Origin of the sequence: Streptomyces sp. SLBN-8D4, from assembly GCF_049739545.1 — a bacterium.
GTDB lineage: Bacteria > Actinomycetota > Actinomycetes > Streptomycetales > Streptomycetaceae > Streptomyces > Streptomyces canus_C.
In genome coordinates this window covers 9,626,270-9,646,261 of record NZ_JBMGQC010000001.1, presented here as the reverse complement: position 1 = coordinate 9,646,261, position 19,992 = coordinate 9,626,270, and the positions used below count along the sequence as shown (strand labels likewise).

The window sequence follows — 19,992 nt, the reverse complement described above, 5'->3', positions numbered from 1 at the left end:
CGCCTGACATTCCGACGCCCGACAAGAGGAGTCACCCCATGTCCACGACGCCACCGACCGGGCCCTGGGCGGGGGCCGACTTCCAGGAGCCGCCCCGGACTCCCGGCGGGGTGGCCCTGTGCGGGGCGTGCCGCGCCGCCGGTTCCTGCCGACTGGGAGTGGAGCGCGAGCGGCTCGACGAGGACGGGTCGGCGCGGTTCGAGCTGTCCTGCCCGCGGGACCAGGAGGGCGCGGCCCGATGTGGCGCACGGCGGCTGGACCGCGGCCGTACTCGACGACTGCCTCGGCCATCTGCCGCTGCTGCACCGGGTGTTGAGCGTGACGGCGGAACTGACCGTGAGCTTCGTGAAACCGGTGCCGGTGGAGCGACCGCTGGAAGTCCGGGCCTGGGTGGAGAAGCGGGAGGGCAGGCGCTGGTACATCGCCGGCGAGATGGTGCTGCTGCCGACACGGGCCGTGCTGGCCCGGGTCTCCGGGATCTGGGTGACCCGGGACCGGGGCCACTTCGCACGGCACCAGGAGTGGCTGGCCGGCCAGGACGGCGAGGCCAGTAGGAACAGCCGGCAGGCCGGGGAAACGGGGCCCTGAGCCAGGTCGGGGCGGCGGGGCTCAGTACGACCTGAGCCCCATGCTGCGGGCTATGCCGTTGCGCTGGATCTGACTCGTGCCCCCGGAGATCGTGGCCACGATCGACTCCCGGTACCGGAAGCTCATCACGCTCTCCGTCGAGAAGCCGTGCCCCGCACAGACCTGCATCCCGAGCCGGGCGGCCGCCACGTACGTCTCCGAGCCCTTGAGCTTCGCCATCGACCCTTCCCGTGTGCAGGGCTTGCCCTGGGCGAGCAGCCAGGCCGCCCGGTAGGCGAGCAGCCGGGCGGAGTCGATCTCGGTCTGCAGGTCCGCCATGGCGTGCGCGAGGGCCTGGAAGTTGCCGATCGGCCGGCCGAAGGCGTGCCGGTTGCGGGCGTAGTCGAGCATCTCGTCGAGCGTGGCCTGCGCGGCGCCCAGATAGCCGCCGCTGATGATCACCTTCTCCAGCTCGATGTTGGAGAGCATCACCTTCCAGCCCTCGTCGCGCGGGCCGACGAGGTTCTCCTTCGGCACCAGGGCGTCGTTGAAGAAGACCTCGTTGGTGCCCAGGATGTGCCGGGCCAGTGTCGGCGTCCGGCGCACCTCGACGCCCTCGGTCGCGGGGTCGACGAGCAGCAGGCTGATGCCGCCGTGCTTGGGCTCGCGGGGCCCGGTCCGCACGTACGTGGCGATGGTCGTGTCCGGCAGGCCGCCACCCGTGCACCAGGCCTTCTGACCGCGGACGAGGAAGTCGTCCCCGTGGTCCTCGGCGGTGGTCCGCAGCGCCGCGGCGTCGGACCCGCTGTCCGGCTCGCTGAGGCCGACGGCGAGGCGGTGGCGGCCCGTCATCACCTGCTCGCGGATGAAGTCGCGCTGCGCCTCGCTGCCCCAGCGGAACACCGTGATGCCGGGGATGAGCACGCCGATGTAGCACATGGCCACGTCGAAGCTGGCCCGCCCGAGCTCCTCGGCGATGAGGATGAGCTCCAGCGGTCCGCCACCGTCACCGCCCTCGTCCTCGGCGAACGGGAGCGAGAACCACCCCAGCTCGGCCATCCCGCGAAACAGCTCGGGCGGTACGACGCCCTCCTCGTCCCACTGCTTGGCCTTCTCGGCCGGGCACACGTCGGCGACGAACTGCCGAGCCGTCGCACGCAACAGGTCCTGCTCATCGGTCAGCCCGAAGTCCACGGCCACTCCTCGCCAGCACTAGCCTATTCATCTATCTAATTGTTCTATGTTAGCGGATAGAGGGCAGTGGCAGTACTGCCTCACCACGCCGGTTGCGACACGGCGAGGCACCACCCGGCCGGGTGAGGACAGGCGAGGGCGTCAGTTGCCGGCCAGCTCCTCGGCCGCGTTGCGCCCGGCGTCGGCCGTACGGCGGAGGAAGTCGGCGAGCCGTTCGAGGTCGGCGTCGTCGTAGTCGGCGCAGATCCGCTCCACCGAGGAGTTCATCCCGGCGAAGAGCTCCAGCAGTTCGGCGTTGCGGTCGCGCAGGGCTCGGACCAGGAAGGCCCGGCGGTCCGCCGGGTCGCGGTCGCGGGCCACCCAGCCGGCACGTTCGAGCCGGTCGAGAACCCCCGTCGTCGTGGCGGCGTGCAGCCCGGCCCGTCGGGCCAGCGCGGTCGGGCTCAGCGGACCGTGGGTGTTGATGAGGTCGAGGCAGTCGAGGTCGATGTCCTTGAGTCCGAGGCGCGCGCCGACCCGGCGGTTGAGCAGGGTCAGCTCGGCGCCCAGCTCGCGCAGCCCCTGCTTGACCTCGACCGCGGCCCGCCGTCGACGGCGGGCCGCATCCCCAGATGGTACGGGAACCATAATGTACGCCCCTCAAACTAATATGCTACGGTTCTCGTATATTACGGCACTCGAACGAGTCGCCGGGTCAGGGGGCATCGTCATGTTCTTGGTGATCGGAGCGACCGCGAGCGTCGGACGGGAAACGGTCCGCCTCTTGCTCCAGGCCGGTGAGAAGGTGGTGGCGGTCACCCGCGATCCAGCCGCCGTTCTGCCCGATGGCGCGCAGGTTGCGACCGGGGATCCGTCCCGGCCTGACACCCTCACAACAGTGCCGGACGGCGTGGATGCCGTCCTGCTCAGCCCGCGCGCGTCCGCCTCGACCGTGGAGCACCCGGCCGACCACCGGCGGTTCGCCGACGAGTTCAGGGCGGTGGAGGAAGCGGTCAGGCGCTCAGGTCTGCGGTGGACGCTCCTGCGATGCGCCGACTTCGCCGCCAACGCTCCGGCCTGGGCTCCGCAGATCCGCGCGACCGGCGTCGTGCGGGGCGCCTACGGCGACGCGGTGACCTCGCCGATCCATCAGCGCGACATCGCGGAGATGGCCGTACGGGCACTCACCGACCGCGAGCACGCCGTGCACGCGGGCCGCACCTGCCTGCTCACCGGCCCACAGTCACCCGACCAGCGGGACAAGGTCCGTGTCATCGGCGAAGCCATCGGCCGGGAGCTGTCCTTCCAGGAACTCGCCCCCGCACAGGTCCCCCAGGCCATGCCGGCCCAGGGCCTCGCCGAGGACATCCCCGACCGGCTCCTCGGCTCCCTGGCCGACTACGCGAACAAGCCGGGCCCGTCCACGGACACCGTGGAGCGGCTCCTGGGCCGCCCGGCACTCCCCTTCGCCGCCTGGGCCGCCGAGAACAGCGCCGCCTTCGTGTCCTCGGTCCGCTCATGAGCCCGTGGCGTCGGCGAGGAGCGACGACCGTGCCGAACAGCCCGGTTGCCAAGATGGCGCGAGGAGCCGGGCTGTTGTTCACGGGCGTCTTCACGGGCTTCCTCGTCGCCGTACTCGTCCTCGAACTGTCCCTGCGGGGCTTCGACCGTCACGTCTACACCCAGGTCCGTCAGGTCGAACTCGATTCGCTGGACAAGCTTGCGGTCGTCACGCTCCTGCCTGCACTGATCACCACGGCATTGCTCGTCGCCTCCACGTTCAGGCGGGGCGGACGCACCTCCTGGTGGATGCTGACGGCGCTCACGCTGCTGGTCGGGATCCTCGCCCTGACCCTCGTGATCAATATGCCCATCAACGCCGACCAGCTCGACTGGAGTGTGCAGGCGCCGCCCGCGGACTGGGCCTCCGTACGTGATCGCTGGCAGATCGCCCACGGTGCGCGGACCGGCGCGGCCGTACTCGCGTTCGGAGCTCTGATCGCCGACGCGACGAGAGCGTCACGCGCTCCCCATCAGGGGACACCGGCTGCACCGCCCCACGAACTCCCGGCCGCACCAGAGGACTCCCCACAGCACCGACGGACAGGAAGGTGATCGACATGACGGAGATCGACCTGTCCTCCGGGACAGTCGCATACGAGGACACCGGCGGCGACGGCCCTACGGTCGTGCTCCTGCACGGATGGATGATGGACGCCTCGCTGTGGGACGGGCCGATCGCCGACCTGTCCGCCGACCACCGGTGCGTGGCACCGACCCTGCCGTTCGGCGCGCACCGTCGCCCGATGTCCGCCGACGCCGACCTGTCACTGCCCGGCATCGCACGGCTGGTCACGGAGTTCCTCGACCGCCTCGATCTCCACGACGTCACGCTCGTCGGCAACGACACCGGCGGAGCACTCGTCCAACTGCTCATGTGCGAAGGGGCCGCACGTGTGGGACGGGCCGTCCTCGTCTCGTGCGACGCGTTCGACAACTTCCCGCCGGGCCTGACAGGCAGGACGCTCGCGCTCGCCGGAAGGCTCCCGCCCCGCATGTTCGGACTGTTCATGCAGCAGATGAGGCTGCGGCCGCTCCGGCGCCTGCCGTTCGCCTTCGGGTGGCTGACCCTGCGCGGAGACGCCGCCACCGCCCGGTGGACGAAGCCGGTCATGAAACAGCCCGAGATTCGCTACGACGCCGTACGAACGCTTCGAGCCGCGGCGGCGGACGCCAAAGTCCTGCTCACCGCAGCCGAACGCCTGCCGGGCTTCGAGCGTCCCGCCCTCGTGGTCTGGGCAAGCGGAGACCGGGTGATGCCACCCGAGCACGGCCGCCGCCTCGCCGAACTCCTCCCGAACGCACGACTAATGGACGTCACAGACAGCTACACCCTCATCCCCCTGGACCAGCCGACAGAACTCGCGCGACACATCCGCGAGTTCACCCACGCCTCAGCCCCTCGGAGGGGCAGCTAGTCGCAACGCCGACAGCGCCCCACCTCGCCGAAGGAACACGGCCCACCCCCGCCCCACCTCCCGGAACCGTAGGACTCTCAACCGCCGGAGTCGAACAGGACGACCTGCTCGTAGAGGGTCCAGGGGGCCCGTTTCCGCACCGCCTCTTCGTTAACCCACCAGGAGTTGAGCTCGCGTACTGACCATTGCCACCGCCTCACGACGGAGACACCTTGTCCCTTCGCATCACCCCACTGACCGACCCCGCTCACGGGCCGCACGGCCGGCGTCTTGCCTGGTTGGCATCGGACGCGGATTCCATCCCTGCCGGGACGGCCTTTCTGCGCCTGCTCGACGGCGGACAAGAGCACCTGGCCGAGCTCGACCTCCGTGTTCATCCCGCCGAGCGCCGCAAGGGCGTCGGCTCCCGGCTCCTCAGCACCGCCGTGGCCACCGCAAGGGACAACGCCCGACGCTGCGTTGTCGCGCAGGCAGAAGCCGGATCGCCCGGCGACCACTTCCTGGCAGCGCGCGGTTTCCGGAAGGTCCTCACCTTGAGGTTCAGCCGCTTGCCGCTGGCTGACGTGCATACCACCGTCCTCGCCCAGATCATCGAGCGTCCGCATCCCGGCTACCGGCTGATGTCATGGCGGGGAACCGTCCCCGCCGACCTCGCCCAGACGTTCGCCGCCTCACGCCGTGCCATGGACGACATGCCCATGGACGACACCGACTGCGGCACCGTGACCTGGGACGTGGACCGCGTGCGGGCCGCGGCGAAGGCCGTCGAACAGCGCGGCGACCACCTGCACACCGTCGTCGCCCTCGACGCCTCCAACGGCTCGATCGCCGGGTTCACCGAACTCGTGATCCCCGGGAACGGCGCAGGTGACGGCCAGCACTACGGCACCGGTGTGCTGCCCGAGCACCGTGGACACGGCCTCGGCCGATGGATGAAGGCCGAGTCGATCCGACAGGCTCATAGGGACTATCCGGACCTCGGTGGCCTTCTGACCGACACCGCCGACAGCAACACGCACATGAGACAGATCAACGACGGTCTCGGCTACACACCCACGCACACGACACACCGGCATCAGCTCGACCTTTAGCAGAGGCGGACGGGCCGGACCGGGGCATCACCCCGCCCGGCCCGTCCGCGCTTTCGACACACGGCCCAGTAGCCGGCGGACCAGTTCGTCCGGTCCGCCGCCACCGCCGTTCAGCGCTGCCGCGTCGGTTACGGGAACTGCGTGACTTTGGAGGGCACCGTGTCGGTGCCGGACGTAGGCGCACCCGTGTCGTTGACGACGTGGGCGTACTGGCCCTTGCCGCCCAGCGAGATCACCAGCAGATCATGCATCTTGACACCCTGTCTGACGGGCACCTGGAAGCCGTGGTGCTGCACGATGGAGGGGTCCGAGGTGTAGTTGCAGTAGCTGCCCAGCCCCCACGTCTCGTGCTGCGTCACGGTGTCGGCGACCTTGTAGGCCGCGTAGCCGACGATGCCGTCATGGGTGATGGCGGCCGCGTTCGGGGCGTCGTAGGCCTTCTCGTTCTGGAAGAAGATCGTGCGGCCCCGTTCGCCGCTCCACAGTACGTCGTACTTGTTGAAGTGTTCCACGAACAGCCCGGTGGCCAGGACGTCGTCGCCGTTGACCTTCAGCCCGTAGTCGGCGCGGTTGGTGTCCCAGCCGACACCGTCGCCGTGGTCGGCGCGCCACAGCCAGGTGTGGTCGATGACCACGTCGTCGCTGTTGACGACGACGGAGTTGGTCGCGAGCCCCGGGCCCGCCCCGCCGATCCGGACGAAGACGTCCTGCATGGTGGTGGGGTCGGCCGAGTGGTCGGCGGAGGCACCGGGCTCGCCGATCCGCAGCAGCGTGTCGGAGTTGGCGCGACCGGCGTCGATGAGGAACCCGGCGAGCCGTACGCCGTCGACGTCGGCCACGTGCATGGCGTCGACGCCGTTGTCCGGCACGAGCGTGGCCAGGCCGAGTCCGAGCACCACCGTGTCGGACCGCCGCACGTCGATGGTCTGGTCGAGGTGGTAGACCCCCGGGGTGAACAGCAGGTTGAGGCCCTGGGCCAGCGCCTGGTTGATGGTGGCGGCGGTGGCGCCCGGCTTGACGACGTAGAACCGGTCCAGCGGGAGCGAGGTGCCGGCGTTCGCCGGCCAGGACACTCCGCGCGCGTTGGCGCGCTTGGCGGGCACGAACACCTTGTAGGTGCTGCCGTCGAGGTAGAGGAAGGGCTTCTCGCGAGAGACGGGCGTCGTGTCGAGGGTGGTGTACGGGCCCGAGTCGAAGTTGGTCGCCGGCGCGCCCTGCACCCCGGTGAACGTCATGTTCCACACGCCGTTGGTCCAGCCGCCGACGGAGCTGTCGCGGGTGTACCACTGCTGCTGGGAGTACGGGCCGACGGTGCCGTCGATCCTGGAGTCGGCGATGTAGCCGCCGGAGGCCCAACCGTAGCCGTTGGGCGCCAGGTTGAGGCCGCCCTGGATGTGCATGCGGCGGAAGGGCGCGGCCTGGGCCACGGCCCAGCGGTCGGTGCCGTTGGACGGCCTGATGGCGAGGTTTTCCGCCGAGCGCCAGAAGTTCTGGGTGGCGTTGCCGTTGAACCAGCCCGCGTCGACGGTGACGTCGCCGTTGATCTGGGTGTCGTCGGGGTTCAGTCCGAGGCCTGAGATCGAGGTGTAGAAGCCGAGTTGGGCGTTGATGCCGTTGTAGGTGCCTGGCTTGAGCAGGAACTGGTAGCGCCCCGAGCCGAACTGCGCCTTCTCCTGCTGGGCGAAGACCTGATCGAACTTCTGCTGGAGGTCGGGGGTGGAGGGGTCCACGACGATCACGTTCGGGCCGAGGTCACCGCCGCCCTGGATCGGGCCGCTGCCGCCGCCCGTGGTGCCGAAGACCTGGAACTCCCATGCGGAGTAGCCCCATTGGGTGGCGCGGTGGATGCCCAGGAGCCGTACGTACCGGCCCTGGCCGGAGACGTCGAGGGTGTCGGTTCCGCCGTCTCCACCGGTGACCGAGCGCAGGTCGGTCCAGGTGCTGCCGTCGCTCGAGGACTGGATCTTGTAGTCCTTGCCGTAGGCGGCTTCCCAGTTGATGACGACTTGGCTGATGGAGGCGGTGGCCCCGAGGTCGACCTGCAGCCATTGGTCGTCGGTGAATGCCGAGGACCAGCGGGTGACGGTGTCGCCGTCCACGGCCGCGCTCGCGGGAGTGCCGGCGTTCTCGGTGCTGGAGGACGTCGCCGCCCTGCCCTGGGACAGGTTGGTGTCGGCGCTCGCGGCCGCGGCCGCCGGGAGTCGGGTGGTGGGCAGGGTGATCAGTGCTGCCGTGGCGGCAAGCGCGACACCCAGGGATCTGAGTCTCATGAAGATTCCTGCGGGTGCGTCGGGGAAGAGTGGGGAGCGCCTACGGCAGGGAGCCTGGGGACATGGTGAGTTCGCCGTGACAGCGCTTAGTTCACGTCTTGATTTAACTAATGAGTTACAAGCTTCGGCAAGCCTTCGGAAGTTGAAATCTTTCCGGGCCTACTCCCGCCGGATCCCTTGACATCTTGATGTCATGCCCTCAACACTCCTCCGCGAGAGAGCGCTCTCACGTCTGCTGTTGCTGCTGTTGCCCCATCCCCCCGCACGCCGCACCGGCTTGAGGAGACTCCCATGCAGAGGATCGTCAGCGCCCCCACCAGCAGTCCCCCCCCAGTCGGCGCCGCACGCACACGCGCGGCGCTCGGCCTCGTCGTCGCACTGATCGCCACCCTCTTCACCGTCCTGTCACCTACACCCGCGCGCGCCGCTGACCAGCTGTTGTCCCAGGGCAGACCGGCCACCGCCTCGTCGACCGAGAACGCGGGCACCCCCGCGAGCGCTGCCGTGGACGGCAACACCGGAACCCGCTGGTCCTCCGCCTTCTCCGACCCGCAATGGATAAGGGTCGACCTCGGATCCGTCCAGCAGCTCAGCCGCGTCAGCCTCAACTGGGAGGCCGCCTACGCGACCGCCTTCCAGCTCCAGACCTCCACCGACGCCACCAACTGGACCACCGTCCACTCGACCACCACCGCGACCGGCGGCACCCAGAACATCACCGTCTCCGGCAGCGGCCGCTACGTCCGCCTCTACGGCACCGCGCGCGGCACCCCGTACGGCTACTCCCTGTGGGAGTTCCAGGTCTACGGCCCCGGCGGCACCACTCCCCCGGACGACTTCTGGGGCAGCACCACCGACATCCCCCCGGCGAGCAACGCCGTCGAGGTGAAGATCCTCAACCGCACCAACGGCAAGTACCCCGACAGCCAGGTGTACTGGAGCTTCAACGGTCAAACGCACTCCATCGCCGAGCAGCCCTACCTCGACATGCCCGCCAACTCCGCCGGCCGCATGTACTTCTACCTCGGCTCACCCAACAGCCCCTACTACGACTTCATCGAGTTCACCGTCGGCAACAAGGTCTTCAACGGCAACACCACCCGGGTCGACGCCTTCGGCCTGAAACTGGCCATGCGCCTGCACACCAAGGACGGCTACGACGCCGAGGTCGGCGAGAACCGGCAGACCTTCGCCGAGGACCGCGCCACCACCTTCCAGCGCTTCACCGACGCCGTACCGGACCAGTTCAAGGTGCTGGCCCGGACCCAGGCCCCGTACCGGATCATCGCGCCCGGGAGCGATCCGAGCTTCCGCGCGGGCGGCGCCAACGCCACCTACTTCACCTCCTACGCCCAGTCCGTGGGCGTGAACGCGGCCACCTCCGACATCTTCGGCTGCGCCGCCTCCCTGGCGGGCAACCCCGACATGTGCGCCGCCCTCAACCGCCACGTCGCCACCCTGCCGGCCTCCCAGCAGTCCGACCCGGCGCAGTTCTACAAGGCGGCACCGGCGAACTACTACGCCAAGTTCTGGCACGACAACGCGATCAACCATCTCGCCTACGGCTTCCCCTACGACGACGTGGCCGGCCAGTCCTCCTTCATCTCCCACGCCGACCCGCAGTGGCTCCTGGTCGCGGTCGGCTGGTAGACGACCGGACGTCTGGACTCCACTGAACACAACTGGTCGCCGTGCAGCACCCATGCGGCTGGAACAGCTGGGCAGCCCATGTGCTGCTGCCGGTTGGATCCGCTTCAGAGGTCTGGGCCCCTCTGAAGCGGTGTCCGTTTCTCGATGGGACGAATACGGAAGAGCCCATGGCCGGCTCTGCTCGGCGGCGCTGCGAGCACCGCCCGGCAAGAGCCGGTCCGCCAGTCCGCCGGTCCATGGCACTGTCCGGCGGAGCGACGATGCCGACGCGGGCTGCAGCCGGATGGTCTCTTGGCTCCCCGTCATCGACCGCCGCTGCCGCACCTCTCTGCGGGCCCCTGCTTGCGTTCAGTTGGAGGAGCACGAAGGGCAACAGTTGCTCACCCCCTGGCCATCGACAGCGCACACCCACTGCCCGACCTCGCCGATGGGGACCCGGTGTCGGCAAACCAGCCAGATCGGAAGGCTGGAGCCGGACGGTGCCAAGCCATGGGTCATCGCCCGGCCCAGGCCCCGACGGTGGAGACGGACGGCCCGCCATGGGCCCTCCTCACACCATCCCCGGCCTTCCCGAACGGGAGCCCCTAGGGGCGGCCGGTCACGGCGATGAGGGCCGGCGCCGAGACGGCTTTGGCGCGACCACTCGGCCACAGGAGGCCGTCGGGTGTGCGCACGACCACCCATTGGCCGGGGGCGGGGAGGCCGATGACCTCGACGGAGGTCGGGGACTTCGTACCGAAGGGCGGGTCGCCCCTTTGGACGCATGGAGCGTAGAAGGAGTGGGGGAACGTCAGGCTGAGGTCCTCGGACCACAGCACGATGCTCGGGCGCAGGTGGACGGTCACCGGTCCGTGGTCGTCCTCGCCCGTGATCGGTGGTGGGTGATGGACCTTCAGCAGCATCCGGGTGACCGGTAGGGACGGGAGCTGGAGCAACCGGTGCAGGTGGAAGAAGATCCGGCTCGAATGCGCGGAAGCGACCAGGACGGACAGGCTGACGACGGCCAGGATCGTCAGGGCCACTCCCTCGCTGACCAGCCACCAGCTGCGCCCCCGCGCGGTCAGCACCAGGCGCACGATCAGGCTCACGGACACCGTGCCGGCGAGCAGTGATCCCAGCGCAACCCAGACCTCTCGCGCCAGCCTGCGGTACACCGCGTCACGCGACTTCAGGACGGCGTGGGTGCCCTCGGTCCTGGCGGGCCGGCTCGCGGTGGGCCAGTTCCCGGCGGTCCGCGCCTGCTCGAAGACGGCAAGTTGCCGCGCCGACCAGGTCACCGACCCCGCCTCTTCGGGCAGGGCGAACCGAACGTCCCCGTCCACCGTCGCCGTGGCGACCGGCCGGTCCCGCACCCGCCGTACCTCGAACCGCCCCTCGGTGAACCACCGGCCCCGGACCTCGTCCCCGCCCCCGGCCGCTACCAGTTCGTCCCGGTGGACGGTCAGAGTTCCGGCCGGCTCGGTCAACAGGACGTGCAGCACTCCGCTGAAGTGACTCTCGACCAGGGGGCGTTCCGTCACACCGCGCGCGTTCGTGAACAGTGGTCGCAGGTCCGGCGGGCCAGGGAAGGCGGCCGGCTCCGGCATCCCCTCGACCGAGCCCACCCCCGACCCCGGCCGCACCCGCCGTGCCAGCGCCACATGCCCCGCCCGCCCCTCCGACTTCATCTCCGGACGCTGACCCGACCCACGCATACGGTCGTCCACGTACCGATAGACGTCCTCGACCGTCACGTACCCGCCCTCGCCCGACGCTCCGTGCCGCAACCCCGCCACCAACGCGGCGGTGAACGGGCTCGGTAGGCCGTCGTCTACCGCATCCGCCGCCGTCTCCAGCAGCCCGCACCCGGTCATGACGAACCGGCCCCGGCCGGCGAACCGGGCCGCCGCCTCGCCTCCCTTGGCCGTGGCCGCCCGTCCGCTGAAGCAGCAGTCGAGGACGACGACGATCGCGCGAGCCGCGCAGTCGTCCAGCAACTCGTTGACGTACGACTGCCGGACCGCGCGGGTGCGCAGCCAGTCGAGGGTGGTGTCGTGGGTGCACAGGTGCAGGCGGTTGTGCAGGTCGAGCCGGCCGTGGCCACTGTAGTAAAGAAGCAACTGCTCGCGTGCCGTGGCCCGGTGGAAGAAGGTGAACAGCGCCTCCTGGACCTGCTGGGCCGTCCCGTCGAGTACCGAGGTCACCTCCCACGGCAGGCCGGCCTCGGGGTCGGTGAGCGCGGCGCGTAGCGCCGAGAGGTCGTTCGCCGGACCGCGCAGCCGTGCCAGTGCCGGTTCGTCGGGGAATTCGGCGTTGCCGATCAGCAGGGCGCGGTACGCAACGGGGGCTTCAGCCAACGGAGTTGCCCTCCGGGTCCGGTTCGCCCTCCCCCGGTCCCGCCCCGGAGCCTGTCGCCGCACGCAGCCCGTGCTCCAGCGCGACCTGCAACGTGGCGTTGTCCGCCGTGGAGGCCGTGGCCGTGAACTCGCCCTTCCGGCCGTCCACTTCCCAGGCAAGGTGCACCGTGCGGTCCCGGTCCCTCACGAGCCAGGCCTTCACCACCGCCACGACACCGGCGACCGCGGCCGGTGTGAGCAGGACGGCCATGTCCGGCAGCCAGCCGCCCTTCGTGCCGGGCCGGACCGTGGTTGGCTGCCCGGTCACCAGCCGAGTCTCCCGCCCCAAGTCATCCTGCAGCAGCCGTACTTGGGACAGCCATCTGTCGTCATCGGCATCGAAACGCTCACTGCTCGCCGTGACCGACACCCGCAGTTCCTCCACGCGCCCACCACCCCCATCGGGAGCTTACTAGGGGCCGTCTTGGGGATCGCCCGGGCGGCGTCATGCGACCTGAGCATTGTGTGACCAGGAACCACCTTGAGGTGTGGCATGACCGCGTGCTGCCATGCCCGTAGAGCCGGCGCCAGCCCGGATCCTGCCGGTCGGCACGGTTCTTGACCTTGAGTCCGTGCAGGCGGCGGGTCGGGAAGTACAGGCTGCGAAACGCTCCCGGCGTGCACTTGGCCTGTTCGGTGCAGCGGCCGCACTGGCGGGCGTCGAACCGGACCGTCACTGAGGTCGGCTTCTGCAACCGGAAGGTCCTTCCAGTGCCGCTGACCTGCCCGTTGGGGCAGGTGACCTCGCGCCGGTCGAAGTCGATGATGAGCCCGGTCGGCGTCGTCCACGCCGGCCACGGGGGTGTGGCCGTCGTGGACCAGATGCTTGCCGGGCAGCAGCCGCAGCCTCCGGAGGCGGGAGCGGATGTTGACAGCGAGCTTTTACGGACGGGTCCGGGAGGTCGATGCCAGGTCGCCGCGCCCCGAACCCACGAGCCTTACCTATCGTCACCCTTTGTGCTGGTCCGCGGTCACGACAGCCTCGATCGGGCCGGGAAACCGACGGTCCAGGTCCTTCTTGCGGAGGCGCATGTAGAGCCTGTTCCCGGCGTCGCGCTGATGGACCAGGCCGGCCTCACGAAGCACCCGCCAGTGATGGGTGCGGCTCGACTTGCTGACCGGCAGGTCGAAGGAAGCGCAGAGCCGCTCCTCATCCGGCCGCGCGGCGAGTTCGGCAATGACCCGACGCCGGTTTTCGTCGGCAAGCGCCAGAAGAATCGGCCCGACTTGCCATCTCGGCGCCGAAGCCTGTCACGGCGTATCCGCTTGTTGCTCCGAAGGCTCCCGCTTGCCGATCACTCGCCTTTCATCACCCTCTGACCGCCTGAGGTGCCCTCGCCGAACTTTCCGTGACGACTTTCCGTGAAGAATTCCTGGATCTCTCGGTACGGTCTGGCTGCGAGTCGCCAAAGAGACGTGATCTCGCGTGATCGTGCGGCATGGAGCGGATCGCTGGGGTCATGGGCCCGGGGGTGACGTGGTCTGGCGTCAAGTCGCCCCGCTACTTCAAGCCCCGCTCCGTCGAAGAGATCAAGCAGGTCATCACGCGTACGCAGCCCCAGATGCTCCGCGAGGTCCGACAGGATGAGCCACCCTTCCCCACCGGCTACAAGATGGCCGGGCAACCGCCGTAGGAATTCACGCAGCACTCGACTGCCCGGGTCGTAGACAGCCGACTCCAGCGCGGAGGTCGGCTTCGCGGGCAGCCACGGAGGATTGCACACAGCGAGTGCGGCACGGCGTCGCGCTGGAAACAGGTCGGACTGCGTGACCCGCACCTGCCCCGACAGCCCCAACCGCTCGACGTTTTCGTGCGCACAGGTCAGAGCCCGCGCATTGAGATCAGTGGCGACGACATCGGTCACGCCACGACGAGCCAGCACAGCGGCCAACACTCCGGTCCCGGTCCCGATGTCGAAGGCAACCGGCCGCACAGAGCAGACGTCAGGAATGGGCGCCTGCGCGACCAGGTCGACATATTCACCCCGTACAGGAGAGAAAACGCCGTAGTGGGGATGGATGCGCGCCCCGCCCAAAGCCGGGACCGCGACGCCTTTGCGCCGCCATTCGTGAGATCCCATCATGCCCAGAAGAGCAGCGAGAGAACACACGAAGGGGCGATCGAGCGGGCATCCCGCCTCCGCACACGCTGCACGGATGTCGGGCGAACGGCGCAGCGACAGTACGGCGCCCTCGTCCACCGCGACCAGGAGGCTGCCGAGCACCTTGGCCCGGAGGGCCTGTGCCTGACGGTATTGGTTGAAGGCGATCGCGGGATCCACCACGGAACGCCGCCGTCGGCGATCGACCCTCCTCTTCATGGAGGCCAGCAGCTGACGCGCGTTGTGGTAGTCCCCGCGCCACAGCATCGCCGTGCCTTCGGCCGCCATACGGTAGGCAGCATCCGCTGTGGTCCGGTCGTCGACGAGGGTGATGCCCCGCGGCGGGGCAGCGGCGTTCTCGGAGTGCCATAAGGCGGTGCGAACGCGGCCTTCCGCGTCGGTCCAGGTGACCTGCTGTTCGATGTCAGTCATCGAGATGTGTTTCCATCCTCTTTTTTGACGACCCGTCAAACGAGGGTTGCCGTGATCGATCCGGCGATCACAGCGGCGGCTGCCTTGAGCAGCGCTCCGTCGAGCCATGAGAACTGCGGGGTGTGGTCATTGACGTGGGGAGCACCCACGTGAGATTGGGCTGACGCCATGTGTGAGAGAACTTCTGCGAAGACATCCCTTGTGGGGAGTGCGCGTACACCCGGGAAGAGGCAACCGGCAGGAGCCGGGCCTCGCGCCACGGGAAAGAGGAATCTCCGCCTACGCTGCCGTCTCGGCGAGCACACGTGAGGAACCGCGTGTCAGAGCCGAGCAGCAACTACGGAGAAATGTCACGCCCGCCTTCATCGAGGAAGGCGGTGAGGCTCGATGGCCTAGGGTCTGTGTGGCGTTGTGATCAGCCAGTTGCCTTCAGCAGGTCGTTGATCCAGATCATTGAGGCGCGGAGGTGGAGGCCGGCGAGGTAACTCTCGGGCGACTTGTCGTATCGAGTGGCGATGCCCCGCCAGGCCTTCAGCTTGTTGATGAGCCGCTCGACCGTGTTCCGCTCCTTGTAAAGATCACTGTCGTGGCACGTGGGGCGGCCGCCCCGGTGGCCCTTCTTCTTCCGGTTGGCGGCCTGGTCCTTCTTCTCCGGAATGACTGCTTTGATGCCGCGTTTGCGCAGGTAAGAGCGGTTGGCGCGGGACGAGTAGGCCTTGTCCGCGGCGACAGCGCCGGGCCGGGTTCGAGGCCGGCCCACAGGCAGACGGACCCGAATCTTCTGCAACACGGGGACGAACTGCGGGCTGTCGCCGGCCTGTCCTGCGGTCAGCACGAGGGACAGCGGACGGCACCTGCGGTCCGCGGCGAGATGAATCTTGCTCGTCAGTCCGCCACGGGATCTGCCGAGCAGGGCCTGGTTCAGCCGGAACTTGCGCCGCCGCCGGATACGCCGTCGCTCTTCCTGCTCGGGGTCGTCCCCGCCGTCCTGCCCGTTCTGTCCCGGCGGGCCGCCCCTTTTTGCCGGGCCCGCTCCTGTTCGGCGGCGGCTTCCTCAAGGGCGTCCATGACGTCCTTGCCGAGGTGCATCCCGGCGGCGTCCTGGTGGGCGCGGGCCGTAGTGGAGTCCACGCTGACCAGGGATAAGTCCGTCTGTCCCCGGCGAGCGGCCTCGGCGATCATGCCCTCCAGAAGAGCGGAGAAGACCCCGGCGTCCCGCCAGACGCGAAAGCGCCCGTAGACCGTCGGCCACGGTCCGAACTCGGAGGGCATCTCGCGCCACTGGGCGCTGGAGCGGAACCGCCAGATCACCCCCTCGAACTGCTCCCGCAGCCGCTCGGGGTACGGGCCGTACTCGCCTATCGGCAGGTACGGCTCGATGAACTCCCACTGCTCGTTGGTGAGTTGCGTACGTGTCACATCCAGCGTCCTACCAGGCCCCACCCCCGCACGGGACCAGAACCCGAGAATGATCACGACCTCACACAGGCCCTAGCGGACGTAAAACGCATGTGCAGGAGCAACCACGCCCGCAACGTATCACGGTCACTGCTCACCGGGCAGGCCGTCTCTCTCCAGGGAGGCTGCCCTGTTCAGCGTCGTGCGGTGGATCGTGGCCGGTATCAGCTGGTCTCAGCGCGGTGGTTGAGCCGCCACGGTCGAGCACGCTGTCGGCGGTCGGCACGGCCCGGCCCGGCCGCTGAGCAACGCAGCGCGCATCAAGCGCCCTTCAGAACACGCTCAAGTGCCGCCCGGCCAACAGGTCCCCAGTGCGGCTTGCCACCGGGCAGACCCCGATCGCCGTTCTGCCCCATCAGCATCAGGAAGAGGCTCTTCATGGCGGCCAACCCGCGGGCGCGTCGGATCGCCGCCTCGTCTGCGTGCGCATACATGTCGAAGAACCGTGAAGCCGTGCCCGCCGGGAGCAGCACCCATGCGGCGGCGAGGTCCCACGCCGGATCGCCGGCGAACATGTCGCCGAAGTCGACGATGCCCGAAAGGGTTCCGTCCGAGACGACGACGTTCGCGGGGTGAAGGTCGCCGTGCACCCACACCCGCGGACCTTCCCATGCCTGGGCCGCAACGGCGTCGCCCCAGACGGCCCGGACGTCGGCAGCGATGCCGTCAAGGGCCACGGCCTGGAGGAAGTTCTCGAAGCCGTCGGTACAGTTCCTGGGATGGGCACCGCGGTCCGCAGCGATCGGCGCCTCGGCGGGCGCCTCCACGTGGAGCGCTCGGAGGAAGCCTGCCAGCGTGTCGGCCGCGTGGTCGCCGTGGATGATCGAGCCGTGGTCCAGCGGCTCACCGGGGACCCAGGTCATCACGGTCCAGTGCTTGGGGAAGCGCTCGGTCGGTTCGCCGAACCGCACCGGGACCGGCACCGGGAGCGGCAGGCGCGGGGCCAGCAGGGGGAGCCACCGCCGCTCCTTGAGCTGGAGTTCCGGCGTGGGGTCCATGCGTTGCATGCGCACGGCCAACTCGTCCCCGAGGCGCCACATTTGGTTGCCCCAGCCGCCGACCACCTCACGGATGGCGAGCCCCGCAAGGTCTGGATGTTGCCCCTGCAGCAAATCTCGGACCAAGTCCGCGGTGATCTCGGTGTCGCTCATGTGAAGTCACAGTACTGAGGAGGCAGGCGGACGGATTCCCGCTCTTCGGAACAGCCGGGCGTGATTCCTTCGACATCGTCACTCGGGTCTCAGAGGCCTGCCCTGCCCCACCTGGCCTTCCGGGCCCTGGGTGAGCGCGATACGTACGTCGGGGCGGAAGGGCGTCGTCATGCCTGTTGACCCGGGGTCCGGGTACACGGTGCGTGCACACGACGTTTGGTTGGCAAGGAGAGGAAGTCGGACAGTGGCGGTGAAGGCGATGGGGTGGGCGCACTCGTTCCCCATGTCCGAAGGAGTGCGCGTCGGCCGGGAGTGGACACGCAGGCGTCTTGAGTCCCTGCCTTGGACCGCTGCCGAACCGGACACGGTTGACGCCGTCGTGCTGGCGGTGTCCGAGCTGATCACCAATGCGCACATCCACGCGCACAGCGACGCACACCTGGTCCTCACCTGGGACGGTGACTGTCTGCAGGTGAGCGTCCACGACGAGGACCCGTCGATGCCGCGGCAGCGCGAACCGGAGCCGGGCGCGGTCTCCGGCCGCGGGGTGGCCATCGTGAGCAAGCTCGCCGATGAGTGGGGGATGAGGTGCCAACGGCACGGCAAGACGGTGACGGCATGCTTCCGCCCGGCCGACCCCGCTGCCGCCACCGGCCCTGCGGACAGCCCCAGTTGAGTTCTGCTCACCGGTGAAGCCCCCTGTGGAGGACAGGCGTCATGCATCTGGCACGAGGATCGAGTGACGACCCGTACGCCTGGTTCTGGGCCCTTGGGGCTCTCGCACTGTACGCACTGATCAGCTATGGGCTGACGTACCGGGCCCGTGTCCGGCGTGGATCCGTACATCCAGTTCGTGACGCCGTGCACGATCTCAAGGACCGAGAGGAACCACAGCCGCCCAAGCAGCGCTTCATCAGCCGCGCGCTCATGCTGTGCGGCGCGGGACTCACCGTTCTGGCCTCCGCCCTGACCAGCGGCCCCGTACGGATCGTGGCGGTCGGGCTCACGGCCGGTGTGGCGGTGGTGGCGTGGGCGTACTACGACTACCGTACGGAGAGGCGCGTTCCGCGCAGCGATGAGGCGGCGTCGGGGCGCACTGGGACGGGCAAGCCCTGACTCGTGAGGCGTGGGCAGACCAGCCTGGCGCCAGCAGGCAGCAGGCAGCAGGCAGCAGGCAGCAGGCAGCAGGACCATGTCGACCACTGACGTGCTCAACGACAAGCCGCACACGGCGGTTGACGCTGCACCGATGCCGACTGCGACGCAGCCGCTGTCCAAGCTGGTACGACGGCCGGGAGCACCGCCGCGGTGCCGGCTCCAAACGCCTGCACGGCGGCGCGGCGGGGAGGAGGGTTCCCGACGCGGCGATACCGTCATGAGGTGACAGGAAGCAATGCCGACCGGCGGTGGTCCGAGTCCATGCCGGACGCCTATGAGCAGTACCTTGTGCCGGTGATCTTCCGGCCCTTCGCCGAGGATCTGGCCGCAAGGGCGGCGGCACTCGCGCCTGGGCGTGTCCTCGAACTGGCCGCAGGTACTGGCGTGTTGACGTCGTGTCTGCTCGCAACGGCATCCTCGGTCGAGGTGACGGCCACGGACCTGAACGAGGCCATGGTCACTCTCGGGTCGACCCGGGCCCCGGGTGCGGTGTGGCGGCAGGCGGACGCGCAGCGGCTACCGTTCCCGGACGGAGGCTTCGACCTGGTGGTCTGCCAGTTCGGTGTGATGTTCTTTCCCGACCGGGTCGAGGCCTTCAGCGAGATCCACCGGGTGCTGGCGCCGGACGGCCGGTTCCTGTTCAACACCTGGGGCCCGCTCGAAACGCACACTTTCGAAGTCGCACTACAAGCCGGGCTGGAGCGGGCCTTTCCCGTCGACCCGCCGCGGTTCTTCCCGACGGTTCCGCACGGATATTCCGACCCCGCTGTCGTGGCCGCCGATCTGTCGGCCGCCGGGTTCGCCGTCGAGGACGAGAGGGAGTTGACGTTTCAGGGCCGGGCCGCGTCGACCGCCGACCTTGCCACCGGGTACCTCACCGGGACACCGGTGCGCGCGGCCGTTGAGGAGCGCGGCGACGGGCCGGCCGTCCGGGCCACCGTCATCGAGGAGATGACGGCCCGTCTGGGCCCGGGACCGGTCACCGCGCCGATGACGGCATACGTGTTCCTCGCCGCGGCCTGAAGGCAGAACGTACGAGGCGTACGCCTACGCCGTATCCGTAATGCCGTTCAGTCGGCCTGCCGTGCCCGGAAGGCCGACTACGGGGCCCAGCGCCGTCGTACGAGACGATCGGCCCAGGAAGCCGTAGGCACTTTCCCGGGTGGATACGCTGCGTCCGTAGCCCCGCCCGCGCAATTCCGGCACCTTGCTGCGACCTGGGCGGCGAAGCGCTCGGCCCCCGTGGCCCGCGGATCGCCCCAGTCGACCCCAGCGTTGAATGTGAGCAGGACGACATCCCGAATCACGTGACTCCTCCGGGGCGCGATGGCGCGTTTGCACAGGTGAAGCAGGGGCCCAGAATCCGGTCAGCCAGAATGGGCTTGGCTTTGGCGCCTGTCCCTTGGGCCACCAGCCGATCGTGAGGGCGACACGCGCGGAGGACCCGTGGGGACCTCCAGTGCCGGTGTCGGCGCGTCGATGATCTCGCTCAGCGGTTGCCGGGGCGGCGCCCCGATCAGCTCGGGGTGCGCCTGAGGGGTCCGTCCGCCTCGCATCGGCCGGCCTTATTCCAGGTTTATCTTTCCC

Annotated in this window: 17 protein-coding genes and 1 pseudogene; 9 read left to right on the top strand and 9 right to left on the bottom strand. The window is 69.1% G+C overall.

Annotated features, from left to right (window positions below; translation table 11 throughout):
- Positions 1-240 precede the first annotated feature (240 nt).
- The gene (locus RKD20_RS43825) at positions 241-588 is read left to right on the top strand and encodes a PaaI family thioesterase (RefSeq protein WP_424882602.1); all 348 of its coding nucleotides are present in this window, start codon (positions 241-243) and stop codon (positions 586-588) included.
- A 21-nt stretch (positions 589-609) separates the two neighbouring features.
- On the opposite strand, the gene RKD20_RS43820 is transcribed toward RKD20_RS43825, so the two are convergent.
- Positions 610-1,761, bottom strand: coding sequence for an acyl-CoA dehydrogenase family protein (locus RKD20_RS43820; protein ID WP_359420419.1), 1,152 nt, complete (start codon positions 1,759-1,761; stop codon positions 610-612).
- A gap of 141 nt (positions 1,762-1,902) precedes the next feature.
- Positions 1,903-2,388 carry a MarR family transcriptional regulator gene (locus tag RKD20_RS43815; protein WP_424882601.1) on the bottom strand — a complete coding sequence of 162 codons (486 nt, stop codon included), beginning with the start codon at positions 2,386-2,388 and terminating at the stop codon, positions 1,903-1,905.
- An 82-nt stretch (positions 2,389-2,470) separates the two neighbouring features.
- Here RKD20_RS43815 and RKD20_RS43810 point away from each other — a divergent pair, with 82 nt between their 5' ends.
- From RKD20_RS43810 to RKD20_RS43795, 4 genes are all read left to right on the top strand, one after another.
- Positions 2,471-3,262 (top strand): NAD(P)H-binding protein, encoded by a 792-nt coding sequence (locus tag RKD20_RS43810; RefSeq protein WP_424882600.1) that lies wholly within the window; start codon positions 2,471-2,473, stop codon positions 3,260-3,262.
- Positions 3,263-3,291: 29 nt separating this feature from the next.
- Positions 3,292-3,855 carry an anthrone oxygenase family protein gene (locus RKD20_RS43805; protein ID WP_424882599.1) on the top strand — a complete coding sequence of 188 codons (564 nt, stop codon included), beginning with the start codon at positions 3,292-3,294 and terminating at the stop codon, positions 3,853-3,855.
- 5 nt (positions 3,856-3,860) lie between these two features.
- Positions 3,861-4,718, top strand: a complete 858-nt coding sequence (locus RKD20_RS43800) for an alpha/beta fold hydrolase (RefSeq protein ID WP_424882598.1) — start codon at positions 3,861-3,863, stop codon at positions 4,716-4,718.
- A 212-nt stretch (positions 4,719-4,930) separates the two neighbouring features.
- Entirely contained in the window at positions 4,931-5,809 is an 879-nt protein-coding gene (locus RKD20_RS43795) for a GNAT family N-acetyltransferase (RefSeq protein ID WP_424882597.1), read from the top strand.
- Between the two features lie 128 nt (positions 5,810-5,937).
- On the opposite strand, the gene RKD20_RS43790 is transcribed toward RKD20_RS43795, so the two are convergent.
- Positions 5,938-8,079 (bottom strand): discoidin domain-containing protein, encoded by a 2,142-nt coding sequence (locus RKD20_RS43790; protein ID WP_424882596.1) that lies wholly within the window; start codon positions 8,077-8,079, stop codon positions 5,938-5,940.
- 291 nt (positions 8,080-8,370) lie between these two features.
- Between RKD20_RS43790 and RKD20_RS43785 the strand changes: the two genes are divergently transcribed.
- Positions 8,371-9,729: a beta-1,3-glucanase family protein gene (locus RKD20_RS43785; protein WP_424882595.1), complete on the top strand. Its 1,359-nt coding sequence runs from the start codon at positions 8,371-8,373 to the stop codon at positions 9,727-9,729.
- Between the two features lie 584 nt (positions 9,730-10,313).
- Here RKD20_RS43785 and RKD20_RS43780 read toward each other — a convergent pair.
- The 6 genes and pseudogenes from RKD20_RS43780 to RKD20_RS43755 form a co-directional block, all read right to left on the bottom strand.
- A complete protein-coding gene (locus RKD20_RS43780; RefSeq protein ID WP_424882594.1) occupies positions 10,314-12,065 on the bottom strand; it encodes a caspase family protein in 1,752 nt (583 codons plus the stop codon).
- Positions 12,058-12,372, bottom strand: coding sequence for a hypothetical protein (locus RKD20_RS43775; RefSeq protein ID WP_424882593.1), 315 nt, complete (start codon positions 12,370-12,372; stop codon positions 12,058-12,060). Before RKD20_RS43775 ends, RKD20_RS43780 begins: the two co-directional genes overlap by 8 nt.
- Positions 12,373-13,052: 680 nt before the next feature.
- On the bottom strand, positions 13,053-13,322 hold the full coding sequence (locus tag RKD20_RS43770) for an ArsR/SmtB family transcription factor (RefSeq protein WP_424883469.1): 270 nt from the start codon (positions 13,320-13,322) through the stop codon (positions 13,053-13,055).
- A 77-nt stretch (positions 13,323-13,399) separates the two neighbouring features.
- A complete protein-coding gene (locus RKD20_RS43765) occupies positions 13,400-14,638 on the bottom strand; it encodes a methyltransferase (protein ID WP_424882592.1) in 1,239 nt (412 codons plus the stop codon).
- A 415-nt stretch (positions 14,639-15,053) separates the two neighbouring features.
- Positions 15,054-16,057 (bottom strand): annotated as a pseudogene (locus RKD20_RS43760) (IS5 family transposase).
- A gap of 299 nt (positions 16,058-16,356) precedes the next feature.
- Entirely contained in the window at positions 16,357-17,247 is an 891-nt protein-coding gene (locus tag RKD20_RS43755; RefSeq protein WP_424882591.1) for a phosphotransferase, read from the bottom strand.
- A gap of 244 nt (positions 17,248-17,491) precedes the next feature.
- Between RKD20_RS43755 and RKD20_RS43750 the strand changes: the two genes are divergently transcribed.
- From RKD20_RS43750 to RKD20_RS43740, 3 genes are all read left to right on the top strand, one after another.
- Complete coding sequence (locus RKD20_RS43750; RefSeq protein WP_424882590.1) at positions 17,492-17,923, top strand: ATP-binding protein; 432 nt, start codon at positions 17,492-17,494, stop codon at positions 17,921-17,923.
- Positions 17,924-17,964: 41 nt separating this feature from the next.
- The gene (locus tag RKD20_RS43745) at positions 17,965-18,363 is read left to right on the top strand and encodes a hypothetical protein (protein ID WP_424882589.1); all 399 of its coding nucleotides are present in this window, start codon (positions 17,965-17,967) and stop codon (positions 18,361-18,363) included.
- Positions 18,364-18,666: 303 nt separating this feature from the next.
- A complete protein-coding gene (locus RKD20_RS43740; protein WP_424883468.1) occupies positions 18,667-19,428 on the top strand; it encodes a class I SAM-dependent methyltransferase in 762 nt (253 codons plus the stop codon).
- Positions 19,429-19,992: the final 564 nt, after the last annotated feature.